Origin of the sequence: Nocardia neocaledoniensis (genome assembly GCF_003182135.1) — a bacterium.
In the GTDB taxonomy this organism is placed as follows: domain Bacteria; phylum Actinomycetota; class Actinomycetes; order Mycobacteriales; family Mycobacteriaceae; genus Nocardia; species Nocardia neocaledoniensis.
On record NZ_QGTL01000001.1, the window covers coordinates 247,764 to 265,128 of the forward strand.

Here is a 17,365-nt window from a genome sequence, read left to right on the forward strand (position 1 = left end):
ACGCTCGGCACCGAATCGGCGGTCACCCGCGCGATCAGTGCCCTGACGCCGACGGTCGGCGTCGCCGTGATCGGGACCGAAGTGCCGCTCTCCCGCATCGCGGCGCTCGGCGCCCTGCCGCCGCTGATCCGCGGCACCACGGCTCCCGCCGTAGCGCCGATCGCCACTCGAGCGGCGCTCATCGGTGGCGTCGTTCCCGCGCGCTTCGGCACCGCCACGACCGGCACCGGAACGGCGGTCCTCGGTGCCGCCACGGGGGCTGTCGGTGCGGCGTGACCCGGTGGAACCGGCGCGGGAGCCGCCACGATCCGCACCCGCGCGGCGGTCCTCGCCCGCGGGAACGGTGCCGCCGCCCTTCGCGGCGCGCGCCGCCCAGCCGCCGTCGACGTTCTTGCCGGTCACCTTGCGGTCGTCGCGGGGCGCGGCGCCGGAGCGCTGGTCGGCTTCGCGGCGACGCCTGCGGTCGGAGGCGCTCATCCGATCACCGTGCCGGGAGCCAGGCGGGCGCCGCGGGCCCAGTCGAGGGCGTTCATCATCTTCTTGCCCGGGGGCTGGACCTGGCCGAGGCGGACCGCGGTGGTGGCCGTGCCGACGAAGACGCCGGATTTGCGCACCTCGATCTCGCGTTCGGGCAAGGTTTCCTCCACCATCTCCACCGGACCGAGCTTGAGGCGCAGTCCGTTCATCTCGGTCCACGCGCCCGGCGCCGGGGTGACGGCGCGGATCCGGCGGTGGATGGCCAGGGCGGGCTCGTCGAAGCGGATCCGGCCCGCCTCCACTGTCACCTTCGGCGCGTAGGACACGCCGTCGGCGGATTGTGGCACCGCGCGCAGGGTCCCGTCTTCCACTCCGTCGAGGGTCTTCTCCAGCAGGACAGCGCCCGCGTCGGCGAGCCGGGCGAGCAGCTCGCCCGCGGTGTCGGTGACACCGACCTGCTCGGTCATCACGCCGTAGACCGGGCCGGTGTCCAGGCCCGCCTCGATCAGGAAGGTCGACGCACCGGTCATGTCGTCACCGGCGTCGATCGCCGCCTGGACCGGCGCCGCGCCGCGCCAGGCGGGCAGCAGCGAGAAGTGCAGATTGATCCAGCCGTGCCGCGGGATGTCGAGGACGCGCTGCGGCAGCAGGGCGCCGTAGGCGACCACCGGACAGCAGTCCGGGTTCAGCTCGGTGAGCGCGGTGACGAATTCGGGGTCGGCGGGCTTGGCGGGGGTGAGCACGGGGATGCCGTGCTCGTCGGCGAGCTGACCGACCGGCGAGCGCATGATCTTGCGCCCGCGTCCGGCGACCGCGTCGGGCCGGGTGACCACCGCGACGACCTCATGGCGTTCGCTCTCGATCAGCCTGCGCAGCGAGGGCACCGCGGGTTCGGGAGTTCCGGCGAAGACCAGACGCATCAGTGGCCACCGCCGACACCGCTGGACTCGCGAACGGTGATCCCCGCGCGGAACCAGTCGGATTCGCGGATGGCGCGCATGGCGTCCTTGCGGTCGGCGGGCTCGAGCTTGTTGATGAACAGCACACCGTCGAGGTGGTCGGTCTCGTGCTGCACACACCGCGCCAGCAATTCGGTGGCCTCGAATTCGACCGGCGCGCCGGTCTGGTCGACACCGGTGACGTGCACGCGCAGCGCGCGGCGCACGTCATAGCGGACGCCGGGGATCGACAGGCAGCCTTCGGGCCCGACCTGTTCGTCGTCACCGATCGCCGTCCACACCGGGTTCACCACGTGTCCGGCGGCATCGCCGGTGTCGTAGACGAACACCCGCAGCCCGACGCCGATCTGCGGCGCCGCCATCCCGACGCCACCGTCGTCGTGCATGGTCTCGGTGAGGTCGGCGACGAGCTGGGCCAGCTCGGGCCCGAACTCGGTCACCGCATCCGCACGGGAACGCAGAATCGGATCGCCGAACAGGCGAACGGGCTGGATGGTCACGCGGCGGCTCCCGGCTGGACGATGGGCGGTCGTCCTATTCTATGGACCGCTCCTCAGGCCTGTTGCCGCCGCACCATCTCGGCGATCCAGACGGGCGCGAACGGTGAGGTGCAGTTCGGCGGGGTCGGGTAGTCCGCGAGCACGTTCAGGCGCTCGCCGATGTCGACGGCGCGGGCCCGGTACGCCGGGTGTTCGATCCCGATCTGGGCCAGGCAGGTGTTCATCGCCCACTGCAGCCGGTCGGGCGCGTCGGCCATCTCGGCCTCGATGACGTCGAGCAGCCCGGCCAGGTCGAGCCCGTCGGGCCGCTTCACCACGCGGTCGCTGGTCAGCGCCCAACCCGCGCTCGCGACCGCCGGGTCGGGATCGGCGAGCCACGACTGCCGCAGGTCCTCGGCCGCCGGATGCTTCTTGACTACGTAGTTGACGAGCCAGTCGTGCACCTTGGGGGTGCGGGCCTCGCGGAGCATGGTGTCGAGGTCGGCGCGGTCGAAGGACTTCGGGCGGCAGATCAGCAGCGCCAGCAGGCGGGCGGCGGTGTCGCCGGTCGCCCACAACTCGCGGGCGAGTTCGTGCCGGGTCTTCAGCCGTGTGGCGATCGCACGCAGCTCGGTGAGGTTCACACCGTGATCGTCGCCGTGCTTCTCGTTCACGGCCCGGATCTTCGGGTTGTCGAGCGCGGCCAGCTCGGCCAGCAACGCGGGCACGGTCTCGTCGGACACCGGGGCCTCCTGTCCTCCACGGGGGATGTCAGCCTACGAGAGGACAGGAGACCGAGTCGTCAGGAGTTGCCCGCGATGATCACCTGCGGGATGCCGGTGCCGAGGGAAACCGGCCGGCAGACGGGCGCGGGGGCGTGCTCGGGGTCGAGGACGCGCAGCAGCAGTTGCTGCACGAACGGGTCGTAGACCAGGTGGAAATGCCCGGTCATGTCGTCGGCGCACAGATCCTGCAGGACGAGGTTCTCCGCGCCGGCGCCGTGCAGGGCGATGTTGTCGAAGGGCTGGATCATCTCGTCGACCCGGCTGCCCACCGTCACGTACCGGACGCCGGGCACGGTGTCGCCACCGGCGTTGAGCTCGACCATCAGCGGCTCGCCCTGCGCCTGCTGGACCGCCGCCGTCGAGGTGACCTTGGCGTAGACGTCCATCATCCCCGGAATCGCCTGCCCGACCGGCACCAGCCCGTACATGACCCCGCCGTAGCTCGGCGAGGCCAGCCCGACCCAGGTGCCGACCTTCGGCGCGCCGCCGAGCTTGTTCACGTAGTACCTGCTGACGTTGGCGCCCTGCGAGAAGCCGACGAGGTCGACCTTCGCCGCACCGGTCACCGCGAGCACGTCGTCGACGAACGCCGCGAGCTGGGCGAAGCTGATCCGCATGTCCTCGGTGCCGTAGGTGTCGGCCCCCGGCGCGCCGCCGTAGTTCAGCGCGAACACGCACATGCCCGCGTCGACGAGCTGCGGACCGATCCCCGCCCAGTCGGAGTAGGCACTGGAGTCGGTACCGTGCACGAGCACCACCGGACGCGGATGCGCCGCCGTGGGCCGACAGCCGAAGTCGTTGACCCCCAACGGAACAGCGGCGGGATGGGTGTCGATATACCGTGCGGCGGAGAGATGGTCGCTCTGCCGCGGCCCGGCCTCGGTCGGCACCACGGCGGGCCGGTAGCCCGCGGGCGCGGCGGCGACCGGTGCCGCGGCGTGCACCCCGAACGCCGCGACGACCGCCACCGCGAGCGCGCCCGCGCGTCGCTTTTGTGCCATTCCCCAACCCCACAACCGATTCCGCTGTTCCATATCCCAAACAAGTACCCCACCGGCGTGGGTTTCGCATCCTCGAAACCGGGTAATCTTTGCCCCCAATTTTCGGGGTCGACGCGACACGGCCCCGACACGCCGCGACCTTCGGCATTCCGGTCCCGGTCGGCCCCGCCCGAACTATCCTTGAACTGGACAATCGTTCAGTAAAACTTCGCCGGAGGGTCGTCGTGACGGGACCGGACGTTTGTGATGTCGTGGTGGTCGGCGCCGGGCTCGCCGGACTCGCGGCCGCCGCGAAACTCTAGGATCGCGGGCACCGCGTGCTCGTGCTCGAAGCCCGCGACCGCGTCGGCGGACGCACACTGAACGAGCCGATCGACGACGAGCACATCGTCGAGGTCGGCGGCCAGTGGATCGGACCGACCCAGCACCGTGTGCTCGACCTCGTCGCCGAACTCGGCCTGGACCTGCACGCCACCCATCAGCACGGCGACACCCTCGTCGAGTTCCGTGGCCGGTCCAAGCGCTACCGCGGCCGAATCCCCGCGCTGCCGCCGCACGTGCTCGCCGATGTCGCCCAGGCCCAGCTGCGCCTGGACCGGATGGCGCGCAAGGTTCCGCCGGCAGCGCCGTGGACCGCGCCCCGCGCCGCTGAATGGGACAGCCAGACCCTCGACACCTGGCTGCGCCGGCATGTGCGCACCCAGGGTGGCCGGGACGTGTGCGCCCTGGTGTGCCAGGCGGTCTTCGCCGCCGAACCGGCCGACCTCTCGCTGCTGCACTTCCTGTTTTATCTGCGCTCCGGCGGCGGCATCGATCAGCTCACCTCGACGACGGGCGGCGCCCAGCACTGGCGCGTGGTCGGCGGCACCCAGCGCATCGCCGAGGAGATGGCGCGGCGCCTGGGCGCGGCGGTCGAGCTGTCGAATCCGGTGCGGCGGATCGAGACCACCGACCTCGACGTCACCGTCGTCGCCGACCGGCGCACCGTGCGCGCCCGGGCGGTGATCGTGGCCATCCCACCCACCCTGACCGCGCGGATCAGCTACGACCCGCCGCTGCCCGGACACCGGGATCAGGTGGCGCAGCGGTTCGTTCAGGGGTCGGTCATCAAGTGCATGGCCGTCTATCCCGAGCCGTTCTGGCGGCGCGACGGTCTCAACGGCCAGGCCACCAGCGACGTCGGCCCGGTGAAGCTCTGCTACGACAACTCCCCGCCCGACGCCGCCAAGGGCGTCCTGCTCGGCTTTCTCGAGGCGAACCACGCGCGCAGGCTCGGACAGCTGTCCCCGGCCGAGCGCCGTGCCGAGGTCCTCGGCTGTTTCGCCCGCCATTTCGGCCCCGCGGCCGCGGAACCCCTGCGCTACCTGGAGAAGGACTGGAGCCAGGAGGAGTGGACCAGGGGGTGCTACGGCGGCTACCTGCCGCCCGGGGGCTGGACCGCCTACCGCGACGCCGTCCGCGCGCCGATCGGCCGGATCCATTGGGCCGGAGCCGAATCGGCGACGGTCTGGAACGGCTACATGGACGGCGCGCTCACCTCGGGCGAGCGCGCCGCCACCGAGGTACTCGCCGTCCTCGACGCGGGCAGCCCACGGCTCATTCCCGGGTGAGGACCTCCCAGATCCACTCCGCCACCACCGGCGGCGGCGTCTGCGGCAGTTCCGCCAGCCAGTAGGCGATGACCGCGAGCATCGCGCCCGCCAGCGCGGCGGCGTCGACCTCGACCGGGATCACCGCGGCCACCGGCGCGTGCTCACCGAGCAGCCGGATGCCGTCGACCAGAATCGTCGCGATACTGCGAGCCAGTCGCGCGTGCACCGCCGCCGACCCGTGCGCGCCGAGCACATTGCGGTACAGCTGTGCGTGATCGGCGATGTGGCGCACGTAGTCGATGAGGAACTGCGGGGGTTGATCCGGTAGCCCGCCGCCGAGACCCTCCGCGCGCAGCGAGACACCCGCGTCGAGCGCGTGCCGCTCGATGGCGTCGGCGAGCAGCGTCTCCTTGTCGGTGTAGTGGTCGTAGAAGGTACTGCGGCTCACGCCGGCGCGCTGGGTGATGTCGGAGATCGCGATGCCGTCGACCGGCCCGTCCCGCCCCAGCTCGAGGATGGCGTCCTGGAGCAGACCGCGACTGCGGAGCACCCGCGGGTCGTCGGAGGTCGGCTTGCGCTGGTCCGGCTGCACTCGAATCACTTCTCCACCTTCACATCTGTCGTCGCCTGTGTCGTGCGACACGTTGACGTCCGCCGGTCCATCGACCCTATCCTACATGTGTAGGTAATCAGCCATCTGTAGGTTAAATACCCTGGAGGGGTAACCATGGCTCGCGCTCTCCATCGCCTCGGCGATCTCTGTTTCCGAAATCCGTGGTGGGTGATCGCCGCCTGGTCACTCCTCGCCACCGTCGTCGCCCTGGTCGGAATCACCTTGGGCGCCAAGGTCTCCGACAAATTCGACATTCCCGGGACCGAATCCGACCGGGCCCAGCGGGTCCTGATCGAGAGCTTCGGCAAGGGCGCGCCGACCACCCCGGGCGAGGGCGCGGCCCGCCTCGTCGTCCGGGCGCCCGACGGCAAGCCACTGCCGCTGACCCAGCTCGACGCCGAACTGTCGACGCTGTCGGGCACCCCTGGCATCGACGGCATCACGCCGGCCGCGCTCGCCGTCGCCGAGCGCGGCGACGTCACCTTCGTCGACATCACCTTCGCCGACCCGGTGAACCCCACCGCGAAGACCGCCGTCGACACGGTGCGCACCCGGCTGGAAGCTCAGGGCCTGCGCCCGATGCTCACCGGTGGGCCGTACTACTCGGAAGCCTCGTTCGTCGGCCCGGCCGAAGCGGTCGGCGTGGCGATCGCGATGGGCGTGCTGCTGGTGACCTTCGGGTCACTGCTGGCCGCGGGCCTGCCGATCGTGCTCGCGCTGGTGGGTGTCGGCATCGGGACCGGCGGTGTGGTCGCGGTGTCGACGCTGTTCGACGCGTCCTCGGCGACGCTGGCGTTGTCGCTGATGCTCGGCCTCGCCGTCGGCATCGACTACACCCTGTTCATCGTCTCGCGGCACCGTCAGCAGCTCGCCGAGGGCCTGCCGGTCCGCGAATCGGCCGCCCGTGCCACCGGGACGGCGGGCAGCGCGGTCGTCTTCGCCGGCGCCACGGTGCTCATCGCCCTGTGCGGGCTGGCGATCGCGCGGATCCCGTTCCTCACCGGCATGGGCCTGGCCGCCGCGGGCAGCGTCGGCGTGGTGGTGCTGCTGGCCATCACGCTGCTGCCCGCGCTTCTCGGCTTCGCCGGAGCTCGGCTGATCCCGCGGGGCCGCGGGCTGACCGCGATCGAGGGCGCCAAGCGTCCCAACCGCTGGGGCCAGGCCGTCACCAGCCGTCCCGTCGCCACACTGCTGGCAGGCGTCGCGGTACTGGCGGTGCTCGCGCTGCCGGTGCTGGATCTGCGGCTCGGGCTGCCCAACGCCGGGCACGAACCGACCGACACCGTGCCACGCAAGTCCTATGACGTGCTCGCGCAGGCGTACACGCCCGGATTGAACGGCCCGCTGGTCACGGTGGTCGAGGGCGAGGCCGGCCGGATCCAGGCGCAGACGCAGGCCGCGGTGGAGCGGATCAGCGCGCTGCCGGGCGTGGCGACGGTGTTCCCGCCGGAGGTGAACGCGGCGGGCGACACCGCGCAGTTCGTCGTGATCCCCACGACCGCACCGAGTTCCGAGGACACCGCCACCCTGGTCCGCGCGATCCGCGACACCGGTCCCGACTTGCGGGCCGAGCAGGACGCCACCCTGCACCTCACCGGCGAGACCGTGATCGCGATCGATGTGGCGCGCAAGCTCTCCGGCGCGCTGGTGCCATTCCTGATCGTGGTGGTCGGCCTGGCGCTGGCGCTGCTGACGCTGGCGTTCCGGTCACTGCTGGTGCCGCTCACCGCGGCGCTCGGGTTCCTGCTGTCCCTGGCGGCCGCACTCGGCGCGACCACCGCGGTCTACCAGTGGGGCTGGCTCGGCTCGGTCCTGAACGTGCACCGGCCCGCGCCGATCCTGGCGTTCCTGCCGATCCTGCTGATCGGCGTGCTGTTCGGGCTGGCGATGGACTACCAGGTGTTCCTGATCTCCCGGATGCGCGAGGCGCATGTGCACGGGCGCGGTTCGGCACTGGAGGCGGTGCGCGTGGGCTACGCGAGCAGCGTGCGGGTGGTCGCGGCGGCGGCGGTGATCATGATCGCGGTCTTCGCCGGATTCCTGTTCAGCCACAACACGATGATCGGGCCGATCGGCTTCGCGATGGGCATCGGCGTGCTGTTCGACGCCTTGATCGTGCGGATGACGCTCATTCCGGCCGTCATGGCTTTGCTCGGGCGCCACGCCTGGTGGCTGCCCGGCCCGCTCGAGCGCCTGCTCCCCCACGTCGACATCGAAGGCGAGTCGCTGCCGCAGCCGACCGCACCGAAACCAACAGTGAGTGAACCCGTAACGGCCTGACGGCTTTTCGGCCACGTCGACGTCGTCCGGTGCCCAGGCATCGGGCGTCGTCGACGTGCGCTTTTGCCGATCCGACACGCCTGGATCACAGCCACACCGACCGCGCCGGGAAATCACCCACCCGCCCCCGACTGTTCACCTCTACGTTCCCAATTACCGAAATCCGTTGCGTTACTTTGGATTTCGCGGGGGTCACAACGGCGTAACGCATCCGCATCTCGGATCAAGCAGCTTCTACGGGTACGTCGCCCGAGCTCGCTCGCGGCGACCGCTCGGAGTGGAGGGAACATGAGCACCAACCGTGAATCCACCTTCCTGATCACCGGCGCCTCCGGCGTCATCGGCGGGGCGCTCGTCGAGCTCCTCGCCGGCCATCGGATCTACGCGCTCGGACACAGCAAGACCGGGGCGGCACGGGCGGGCGTCACCTGGCTCAGCGGTGACATTCGGCAGCCCGATCTCGGCCTCGGTGCGGACTACGCGCGCATCGCCGACGAGGTCGACCGCGTCATCCACGTCGCGGCCATGGTCGATTTCAACCGCGACGAGGAGACCATCCGGTCGATCAACGTGACCGGTACCCGGAACGTGTTGCGGTTCTGCGAGGTCGCGGGCGCCGGGATCGTGCACACCAGTTCGTCGTTCGTGGCCAGGGCCGAGTCGGCGAAGGTCGTCACCGGCACCGGCTGCGCCGGGGGCCGCGACGACTACCTGCGTTCCAAGATCGACGGCGAGGCCGCGGTGCGGACCTCGGGCATCGACTACGTGATCGCCCGGCCGTCGCTGTTGATGGGCGATTCGGCCACCGGCAAGATCGTGCGGCACCAGGGCCTGCACACCTTCCTCGGCGCCTACGTCAAGGGTGCGCTGCCGTTCGTGCCGTTCAGCGACACCGCCCAGGTGGACTTCCTCGCGCAGGACATGGTCGCCGCGGCGCTGGCCCGGCTCGCCACGGCCGATCTCGACGGCGCGGAGTACTGGCTGACCGCGGGCGACAACGCCGTCGCCACCGGCGAGATCGTCGCGCTGTGCGGTGAGCTCTACGGCGCGGCGGGCATCGAGCTGACCACCCCGCGCTACTTCGAGATCGAGGCCGTCCAGCGGCTGATCCTGCCCGCCCTCGGCGACGTGCTCGACGCCAAGGCGCGCAACAAGTTCGACAACCTGCTGGCCATGGCCTCGCTGTTCACCGACGCCCCGTTCGAGTCCAGCCTCGGCAAGGGCCCGTTCGCCGGCATCGAGCCGACCGCCGAGACCGCGCGCGACCTGCTGACCCGCACCGTGCGCGCGTACTGGCTACCCGAGACGGTGGCGGCATGATGGAGCGCGCCGAGATCGTCGAACTGACCCGCGCCCACCTGGGCCGGGGCCGGGCGGCGCTGGCCGAATTCGTCCACGCACCCGTCGAAGTCGCCTCCCACGGCGCGATCGTGGAGACGGCCGACGGCCGCTCGTTCATCGATTGTGGCGGGTACGCGGTGTTCCTGCTCGGGCACTGCCCGGAGCCGGTGGTGAACGCGGTGGTCGAGCAGGTGCGCACGCATCCGCTGGCCACGCGACTGCTGCTCGAGCCCAGGGTCGCCGAGGCGGCGCGGGCGCTGGCCTCGATCGCCCCCGAGGGCCTCGACGCCGTGCAGTTCCTCAACTCGGGCGCCGAGGCCACCGAGCTCGGTCTGAAAATCGCCAGGGCCCACGGCAAGTCGCGGCTGATCACCATGCTCGGCGGGTACCACGGCAAGACCACCGGCGCGCTGGCGGTGACCCCGAAGGCCGAGTACCAGCAGCGGTTCCAGCCGCTGCTGCCCGCCACCGCGGTGCCGTTCGGCGACCTGGCGGCGCTGGAAGCCGAGCTCATCGCGGCCGACGGCGACGCGGCGGTCATCCTGGAGCCGATCCAGGGCGAGGGCGGGGTCGTCCTGCCGCCGGCCGGCTACCTGGCCGGGGTGCAGCGACTGTGCCGCACCCACGAGGCGATGCTGATCGTGGACGAGATCCAGACCGGGCTCGGCCGCACCGGCACGATGTGGGCACATCAGCCCGAGATCGATCGCCCCGACGTGCTGCTGGTGGGCAAGGCGCTCTCCGGTGGCGTGGTGCCGGTGTCGGCGGTGCTGGCCACCGCCGAGGCGTTCCGCCCCTTCGCCGACGATCCGACGCTGCACTCCTCGACCTTCGGCGGCTCGCCGCTGGCGTCGGCGGCGGTCGTCGCGACCGTGCGCGCGCTGGTCGACGGTGATGTCGCGGCCAGGGCGGCGGAGCTGGGCGAGCGGATGCTGGCCGAGGTCACCGCGATGTGCGCCCGGCACGTCGGCCGGACCGTGCGCGCGGTGCGCGGGCGCGGTCTGCTGATCGCCATCGAGTTCCTGCGCCCGGATCTCGCCGGGGAGCTGGTCACCGACCTGCTCGCGCGCGGCGTGATCGTCAACCACTCGCTCGGCGCGGGGTCGGTGGTGCGGCTGAGCCCGCCCGCCGTGCTCACCGAGGACCAGGAACGCACGGTCCTGTCCGCTCTCGATCTGTCGCTGTCCGCTCTGCTGTCCCACGTCTGATCACAGGAGATTGATTGCCATGCCCACTGTTTCGCTGAGCCGTCGCATCGAGAACATCGACGCCGACATCGTGTTCACCCAGCTCAAGGACCTCGACAGCTACCCCGAGATCGCCGACGGTGTGCAGAAGGTCGAGGTCCGCTGGGACGCCGACGGCGCCGCCGCGACCAGCGACTGGGAGGTCAAGTTCCGGGACGGCGCGCTGCGCTGGACCGAACGCGACTTCTTCGACGCCGAGGCGCGCACCTACTCGTTCACCCAGGTCGCCGGGGACCTGGTCGCCTTCGAGGGCCGCTGGCAGGTGCAGGCCGACGGCGCGGACACGGTGGTGAGCTTCGCCGCCGAGTTCGATCTCGGGATGCCGAGCCTGGCCGCCATGCTCGACCCGATCGCCGGGCGCGCGCTGCACGACAACATCGAGGAACTGATGACCGCGATCAGCTCCTCGGTCAGCGTGTCCTGATCCCTGGTCCACCCGGCCCGCGCGCCCTGCCGCAGCACAGTGTGGTGCTCGGCAGGGCGCGTTCGGCCCGGCCACCGCGAGCTCACCGCTCGTCCGTGGCGTCGTTCTCCGGTGCGATGTCATCCTCGGCGAGGATGCGGTACAGCGCCCGCCGGGTCTCGGTGAGCACCTCGGCCGCCTTGGCCGCCTGCTCGGCGGTGCCGACCTGGGCCACCTGCCCGACCGCGCCCATCACCTGGCCGACCAGGCCGCGCAGATCCAGCGCCTGGGCGCCGATATCGTCCTTGACCTCGGCCCACGGGTCACCGAGCTCCTCGCGATGGGACTCGACATAGGCCTTGCCCTCGTCGGTGAGCTGCGCGGTCTTGCGACCGGCCACCTTCTCGATGAGCACCAGGCCCTCGTCCTCGAGCTGGGCCAGCGCCGGGTAGATCGACCCGGGACTGGGACGCCAGATGTCGTCGCTGCGCTCGCGGATCCGCTGGATCAGCTCGTAGCCGTGCATGGGCCGCTCGACGAGCAGCAGCAGGACCGCGGCGCGCACGTCGCCCCGCCTGCCCCGCCCGCCGCGACCGCGGCCGCGACCGAAGCCCGGGCCGAAACCCGGCCCGAACCCGGGACCGAAGCCCGGTCCGAAGTCGGGACCGTGCCCGTGTCGCCCACCCCGGCGGAACTGCCGCCGATCGGGACCGAACTCCCCCGGCCCCGGTCCACGACCACGACCGAACTTTCCGAATTCTCGATGTTCTGCGTTGTGCATGACAGCCTCCTCAGGCTCTCGCGTTGTTCTTGACACTATCGACGATATATCGGCAATGCATCGAATGCAAGGAGTAATCTGAATCCACCATGACGGAGCCCGCCCGGCCGATGCGATTGGCCGAACTGGTCGCATCCCTGTCGCTGGCCACCGACCTCGGTCTGGGCCAGCCGCAGGAGCACGTGCTCCGCCAGACCGTGCTGGCGACCCGGCTGGCCGCCGCGGCCGGGCTCGCCGACGCCGATCGCGCTGCGGTGTACTACATTTCGCTGCTCGCGTGGGTGGGCTGCGTCGCCGACTCTCCCGAGATGGCCCGCTGGTTCGGCGACGATCTGCGGATCAGGGCCGACAGCTACGACATCGACAAGGCCGGCCTGCCCATGGTCGGCTTCCTGCTCGGCCACCTCGCGACGGACGGCTCGGCCCTGGGCCGGATCACCGTGACCAGCCGGTTCCTCGCCGGTGGCGTCCGCGACAGCATGGACTCCTTCCTCACCCACTGCCGCACCGCCGCCGACATCGCCGACCGGCTCGCGCTGCCCGAGTCCGTACGTACGGCCCTGCCGCAGGCGTTCGAACGCTGGGACGGTCGCGGTGTCCCGGCCGGACTGCGCGGCGACGCCATCGCGACGGTGATGCGCGTGGTGCACATCGCCGACGACGCCGAGGTCCACACCAGGACCGGCGGCGTCGCCGCTGCGGCGCGCATGTTGCGCGCGCGCAGCGGAACCGAGTTCGACCCCGACCTGGTCGCGCTGTGCCTCCGCGACGACGCGGCCCTGCTCGACGGCCTCGACCGGGTCGACGCGTGGCGTGCGGTGATCGACGGCTGCGCCGCACTCGACCGGCCGATCCCCGAGGCCGAGCTCACCGAGGTCCTCGCGGTCTTCGCCGACTACGCGGACGCGAAAGCCACCTGGTTCCTCGGTCATTCGCGCGCCGTGGCCGCGCTGGCCAGCGCCGCGGCGCGCGAATACGGGCTGTCCGCCGACCAGGCGCGCACGGTGCACCGGGCCGCGCTGGTGTGCAGGCTCGGCACCATCGGCGTCTCGACCGGACTCTGGAACAAGCCGGGACCGCTGACCGCGGCCGAGCGCGAACGCGTCCGCATGGTGCCCTATCTCACCGAACGGATCCTGGCGCGCAGCCCGCGCCTGGCCGCGCTCGCGGGCCCGGCGTCGATGGTCTACGAGCGGATGGACGGTTCGGGCTATCCGCGCGGACTCCCCGGGTCGATGCTGCCCGCACCCGCCCGCATTCTGGCGGCCGCGCAGATGCTGCGCGCGCTGAGCGAAGACCGCCCGCACCGCCCGGCCGCCGACCCGGACGAGCGGGCCGCGATCCTGCGTGCCGAGGTGACCGCCGGCCGCCTGGACGGTGACGCGGTGGCCGCCGTGCTGGCCGCCGCCCAGGGCCGTCGTCCCCGGCGGCGACCGCAGGTCGCGGGCCTCACCGCCCGCGAGCTCGACGTCCTCGCACTGCTGGTGCGCGGGCGGACGACCAAGGAGATCGGCCGGGCGCTCGGCATCAGCGCGCGCACCGCGGGCAGCCACGTCGAGCACATCTACACCAAGATCGGGGTGCACAGTCGCGGCTCGGCCGCGGTGTTCGCGATGCGCCACGGGCTGCTGGGCGACGAGGATCAGCGCACGAAGATCGGGTGATCACCCGATGTCACGCGGCCCCGAACGGCCGACACTTCCCCTATGACCACTTCGATCCCCACCCACACCCCGGTCGCCGAGCGCTTCCTCGACGCGCTGACCCATCGCGACTTCCCCGCCATGACCGCCTGCCTGGCCCCTGAGGTGCGCCTGCGCGGCCTCATCCCACCCGGACCGTTCGACGCCGTCGGCCCCGGCGCCGTGATCGACCGATTCCACGGCTGGTTCGGCGGCCTCGACACCTTCGCCGTCCTCGACTCCGGCCGCGACCGGCGCGGCGGCAAGCTGGCCGCGCACTGGCTGGTCCGTATGTGCCCCGAGCACGGTCTCGGGCCGGCCAGGATCGCCGAACAGCGCGTCTTCCTCACCGCCGACGACGACCTGATCACCGGCATCGACCTGCTGTGCTCCGGGTGGCAACCCGCCGAATGAACTCAGCGGCCCGCGAGTTCGTCGATCCAGCGTTCGAGCCGCGCACCCTCGGTCACCATCAGCTCCGGATCGCGGAAGGTGTTGGTGAGCAAGGAGATTCCCTGATAGGCGGCGACGAAGGCGATGGCGAGTTCGTCGGCGTCGGGCCTGCCCATCTCGGCGAACTGGGTGCGCGCCCAGTCGATGAGCAGACCCATCACCCGCGCCGGTGCGCCGCCGAACGCGTCGTCGCGCTTGTCCAACTCCGCGGCCAGCGACCCGGTCGGGCAGCCGTAACGCGCGGCTTGGTCGCGCTCTTCCACCCAGCCGCGCACCATGGCCTTCAAGCGCTCGGGCGGGGTCGGCAGCGGCTCGATCGCCGCGATGATCCCGGCGAACACCCCCGCGTGCGTCTCGAGCACCGCCTGGACGAACTGGTCCTTGGTCTTGAAGTAGTAGTAGACGTTGCCGACCGGCACGTCGGCCGCCTGCGCGATATCGGCGATGGTCGTCTTCTCGACGCCGCGCTCGTAGAAGACGCGCGCGGCCGCCTCGACGAGGCGCTCCCGCTTCCCCGTCCTCGGCTTCTTCTGCGCCACTGAGTCAGTCATGCAACTAACTATAGACAGCGGCCGCGTGGCCCTGCTACGTTCTTATTAGTCAGCCAACTAACTCAAGGAGTTCTCATGATCGTCGTCACCGGAGCCACCGGCAACATCGGCCGCCGGCTGGTCGGTCTACTCGCGGACACGGGCGAAGCGGTGCGCGCCGTCTCCCGTGGCAGCGCCCCGATCGAGCTGCCCGCGGGGGTGGAGCACGTCACCGCCGATCTGGGTGACCTCGACAGCCTCTCCCCCGCCCTGCGCGACGCGGAGGCGCTGTTCCTGCTCATCACCGGTGAACAGCTGATGACCGGACCCGAGCCGGCCCAGCTGCTGAAGACCGCGGCCGCCGCCGGGGTTCGCCGCGTGGTGTTCGTGTCGTCGCAGGGGGCGGTGACCAGGCCGGAGTCGGCCGGATATGCCCGCACGCGGGCCTTCGAGCAGGCGCTGGCCGAGTCCGACCTGGCGTGGACCGCGCTGCGGCCCGGCGGGTTCTTCTCCAACACGTTCGCCTGGATCGAATCCGTGCGCACGCAGCGCCAGGTGGCCGCGCCGTTCAGCGAGGTCGGCCTGCCCGCCGTGGATCCGGGTGACATCGCCGCGGTCGCCGCGGCGGCCCTGACCTCCGATGACCACGCCGGTCAGGCGTACACGTTGACCGGGCCTGCCCTGGTGACCCCGCGCGACCAGGCGGCGGCGCTCGCCGCGGCCGTCGAGGCACCGGTCACCTTCGTCGAACTCACCCGCGAGCAGGCCAAGCAGAACATGCTGCGGTTCATGCCGGAACCCGTCGCCGACCACACGCTCGACATCCTCGGCTCACCCACCGCCGATGAGCAGCAGGTCAGTGGCGATATCGAACGGGTGCTCGGCCGGCAGGCGACCTCGTACGCCGAGTGGGCGCTGCGTCATCGAGCGATGTTCGCCTGAGGGGTTCGGGCACACCGGCACCCCGGTGCCGGTGTGCGGGCCCGCTAGTGCGACACGCGATCACGCAGCGTGGGCAGGCCGGGGCCGGTGAGGTCGTCGCAGTAGGCCGAGCGCCCGGCCATGGCCATGACCAGCGCGATGGTCGGGCCGCTGACCAAGGGGCCCGTGCCCGTGGCGAAGGGGCCGTCGGTGGCTTCGACGCGCAGGCCGTCGATCGCGCTGCGACTGGCGACGGTGAAGTCGCGGCTCGCGAAGAACTCGGCCACGGCGGTGGCGGCTTCGATCGAGGGCGCGGTGGGCAGACCTAGGGGGCGGCGGATGTCCTGGCCGTGGACGACGACCTCGCCCAGCCAGGCCGCGGTATGTCCGGACGCTCCCGTCGAGGTGTCGACGATCGCCCGGAAGCGGTCGAGGGTCTCGGCGGGTGTCGCGCCGCGATGGGCGGCAACCTGCCGGGCATTGTGCAGGTCGAAGTCGAAGCGGGCGCGCAGCACGCTGGCCAGCCAGCGGAACCGGCCGATGCTCGCGCCCGCCGTGAGGTGCGCGAGCACCTCTTCGACGGTCCAGTCCCCGCACAGCGAGCGGACTGCCCACCGCTCGGCCGGCAGCCCGGTCAGGTCGGCGGCGAGCGCCGCCCGCTCGGCATGGGCGAGGGCCCAGAGTTGTTCGCGCTGCAGCGTTTCGGTCACGGCCGCCTCCGTTCGGGTGGAACACGCGCTGGGTTCCGGCCGCCGGACAGGGGCGGTCGACCACCCCGCGCGGGGTGTCGACAATGCAGACGGCACCAGCCGCCCGGATTCATCGGCGCGACCCGGCGGCTCAGCTCTGCAGGGCCGCGGCCTGATCGCCCAGTTCGGCCAGGTCGACCTGGCGGCGGGCGTTGGCGAGCGCGGTGATCACGCACGTGCCGAGCCGCCCGGCCCGGTCGTAGAGCGTGGCGGTGCTGACCGCGACACCCGCCGACGCGACATGATCGAGCGCCTGCAGGCCCAGTTCCGCGCCCACGGGCAGGCGCGACAGGGTCAGGGTGACATCGGTGTTGATGTAGCCCACGCCCTCGGAGCCCCAGTGGCAGACCAGGTTGGTGACGTCACCGATCGCGGCCGCCCGCTGGAACGGCGAGAACGGTTCGCCCGCCACCAGCGGCGGCAGGTTGTGCCAGGCGACCTTGCGTCCGGCGTTCTGGACGGCCGAGAAATCGGTGGTCCAGTCCTCGTCACCGCACTTGAGCAGCGGCGGGGCGCCCTCGGGGTCGTCCAGCACGCGTTCCGGGACGGGTAGCGAGAGCATGGGTTCCCAGACCTCGCCGGGCGGGTTGTCCGTGGCGGCCAGATACAGCACCGTCGCCCTGGCCCGCACCTGACCGTGCTGCATGATCCAGGAATCGACCACCCGCACCCGATTGCCCGCCCGCACCACCTCGCTGCGCAGTGTGATCGGCTCGTTCAGCACCGGGCGGAACAGGTCGACGGTGAACCGGGCCGGCACGAATCCCTCTCCGGGACTGTGCTTCTCGGCCTCCTTCGCCAGTAGACCGCACACCCCCACCCCGTTCAGCTGCTTCGACGACCACCGGCTGATCGCCAGCTCACTCGCCACATACGAACCGTCGCGTACCGTGAAGAACTCCACCGCTCGCCTCTCTCCTCGCGAACGTCGATTAGAACACGTGTCAAACAGCACTCGGACAGGCCATACGCCACCACGAACATCGCCGTCCCCGGACCCGACCATCGAGCGGTAACCCCATCAGTGGTGCCCCGAGCCGGAGCAGGCGCCGAAATCGCAGTCGGGGCAGAA

Annotated in this window: 16 protein-coding genes and 1 pseudogene; 8 read left to right on the top strand and 9 right to left on the bottom strand. The window is 71.3% G+C overall.

All coding sequences use genetic code 11. The annotated features are described in order from the left end of the window. Positions 1-473: 473 nt before the first annotated feature. Genes fmt through DFR69_RS01185 form a run of 4 tightly spaced genes read right to left on the bottom strand, consistent with a single transcriptional unit; the run spans position 474 to position 3,701 of the window. Positions 474-1,397 (bottom strand): methionyl-tRNA formyltransferase, encoded by a 924-nt coding sequence (fmt, locus tag DFR69_RS01170; protein ID WP_110035525.1) that lies wholly within the window; start codon positions 1,395-1,397, stop codon positions 474-476. After that, positions 1,397-1,936 (bottom strand): peptide deformylase, encoded by a 540-nt coding sequence (def, locus tag DFR69_RS01175; RefSeq protein ID WP_110035526.1) that lies wholly within the window; start codon positions 1,934-1,936, stop codon positions 1,397-1,399. Before def ends, fmt begins: the two co-directional genes overlap by 1 nt. A 53-nt stretch (positions 1,937-1,989) precedes the next feature. Continuing rightward, the gene (locus DFR69_RS01180; RefSeq protein ID WP_110035527.1) at positions 1,990-2,658 is read right to left on the bottom strand and encodes a DNA alkylation repair protein; all 669 of its coding nucleotides are present in this window, start codon (positions 2,656-2,658) and stop codon (positions 1,990-1,992) included. Between the two features lie 59 nt (positions 2,659-2,717). Then, the gene (locus tag DFR69_RS01185; protein ID WP_244198022.1) at positions 2,718-3,701 is read right to left on the bottom strand and encodes an esterase/lipase family protein; all 984 of its coding nucleotides are present in this window, start codon (positions 3,699-3,701) and stop codon (positions 2,718-2,720) included. A 314-nt stretch (positions 3,702-4,015) separates the two neighbouring features. Between DFR69_RS01185 and DFR69_RS01190 the strand changes: the two are divergent. Next, positions 4,016-5,311: pseudogene (locus DFR69_RS01190) on the top strand (flavin monoamine oxidase family protein); the annotation flags it as partial. Here the strand turns inward: DFR69_RS01190 and DFR69_RS01195 are convergent. Beyond that, the gene (locus DFR69_RS01195) at positions 5,298-5,894 is read right to left on the bottom strand and encodes a TetR/AcrR family transcriptional regulator (protein WP_167456121.1); all 597 of its coding nucleotides are present in this window, start codon (positions 5,892-5,894) and stop codon (positions 5,298-5,300) included. The pseudogene DFR69_RS01190 and the gene DFR69_RS01195 overlap by 14 nt on opposite strands. 126 nt (positions 5,895-6,020) lie before the next feature. Between DFR69_RS01195 and DFR69_RS01200 the strand changes: the two genes are divergently transcribed. The 4 genes from DFR69_RS01200 (at position 6,021) to DFR69_RS01215 (ending at position 11,198) form a co-directional block, all read left to right on the top strand. Further along, the gene (locus DFR69_RS01200) at positions 6,021-8,186 is read left to right on the top strand and encodes an MMPL family transporter (RefSeq protein ID WP_110035529.1); all 2,166 of its coding nucleotides are present in this window, start codon (positions 6,021-6,023) and stop codon (positions 8,184-8,186) included. 288 nt (positions 8,187-8,474) lie between these two features. Next, positions 8,475-9,506 carry an SDR family oxidoreductase gene (locus tag DFR69_RS01205; protein ID WP_110035530.1) on the top strand — a complete coding sequence of 344 codons (1,032 nt, stop codon included), beginning with the start codon at positions 8,475-8,477 and terminating at the stop codon, positions 9,504-9,506. Beyond that, positions 9,503-10,735 (top strand): aspartate aminotransferase family protein, encoded by a 1,233-nt coding sequence (locus DFR69_RS01210; RefSeq protein WP_110035531.1) that lies wholly within the window; start codon positions 9,503-9,505, stop codon positions 10,733-10,735. Before DFR69_RS01205 ends, DFR69_RS01210 begins: the two co-directional genes overlap by 4 nt. A gap of 19 nt (positions 10,736-10,754) precedes the next feature. Beyond that, a complete protein-coding gene (locus DFR69_RS01215) occupies positions 10,755-11,198 on the top strand; it encodes a type II toxin-antitoxin system RatA family toxin (protein ID WP_110035532.1) in 444 nt (147 codons plus the stop codon). An 82-nt stretch (positions 11,199-11,280) separates the two neighbouring features. On the opposite strand, the gene DFR69_RS01220 is transcribed toward DFR69_RS01215, so the two are convergent. Then, positions 11,281-11,958, bottom strand: coding sequence for a PadR family transcriptional regulator (locus DFR69_RS01220; protein WP_110035533.1), 678 nt, complete (start codon positions 11,956-11,958; stop codon positions 11,281-11,283). Positions 11,959-12,047: 89 nt separating this feature from the next. Here DFR69_RS01220 and DFR69_RS01225 point away from each other — a divergent pair, with 89 nt between their 5' ends. Further along, positions 12,048-13,622, top strand: a complete 1,575-nt coding sequence (locus DFR69_RS01225; RefSeq protein ID WP_110035534.1) for an HD domain-containing phosphohydrolase — start codon at positions 12,048-12,050, stop codon at positions 13,620-13,622. 42 nt (positions 13,623-13,664) lie between these two features. After that, positions 13,665-14,054, top strand: coding sequence for a nuclear transport factor 2 family protein (locus DFR69_RS01230; protein WP_110035535.1), 390 nt, complete (start codon positions 13,665-13,667; stop codon positions 14,052-14,054). A gap of 2 nt (positions 14,055-14,056) precedes the next feature. On the opposite strand, the gene DFR69_RS01235 is transcribed toward DFR69_RS01230, so the two are convergent. Then, positions 14,057-14,644, bottom strand: a complete 588-nt coding sequence (locus DFR69_RS01235) for a TetR/AcrR family transcriptional regulator (protein WP_110035536.1) — start codon at positions 14,642-14,644, stop codon at positions 14,057-14,059. A 75-nt stretch (positions 14,645-14,719) separates the two neighbouring features. Here DFR69_RS01235 and DFR69_RS01240 point away from each other — a divergent pair, with 75 nt between their 5' ends. Further along, on the top strand, positions 14,720-15,565 hold the full coding sequence (locus DFR69_RS01240; RefSeq protein ID WP_110035537.1) for an SDR family oxidoreductase: 846 nt from the start codon (positions 14,720-14,722) through the stop codon (positions 15,563-15,565). A 44-nt stretch (positions 15,566-15,609) separates the two neighbouring features. Here DFR69_RS01240 and DFR69_RS01245 read toward each other — a convergent pair whose 3' ends face one another. Both DFR69_RS01245 and DFR69_RS01250 read right to left on the bottom strand, forming a co-directional pair. After that, complete coding sequence (locus tag DFR69_RS01245; protein ID WP_110035538.1) at positions 15,610-16,254, bottom strand: maleylpyruvate isomerase family mycothiol-dependent enzyme; 645 nt, start codon at positions 16,252-16,254, stop codon at positions 15,610-15,612. 130 nt (positions 16,255-16,384) lie between these two features. After that, positions 16,385-17,197, bottom strand: a complete 813-nt coding sequence (locus tag DFR69_RS01250) for a thioesterase family protein (RefSeq protein WP_244198023.1) — start codon at positions 17,195-17,197, stop codon at positions 16,385-16,387. Between the last annotated feature and the right edge of the window lie 168 nt (positions 17,198-17,365).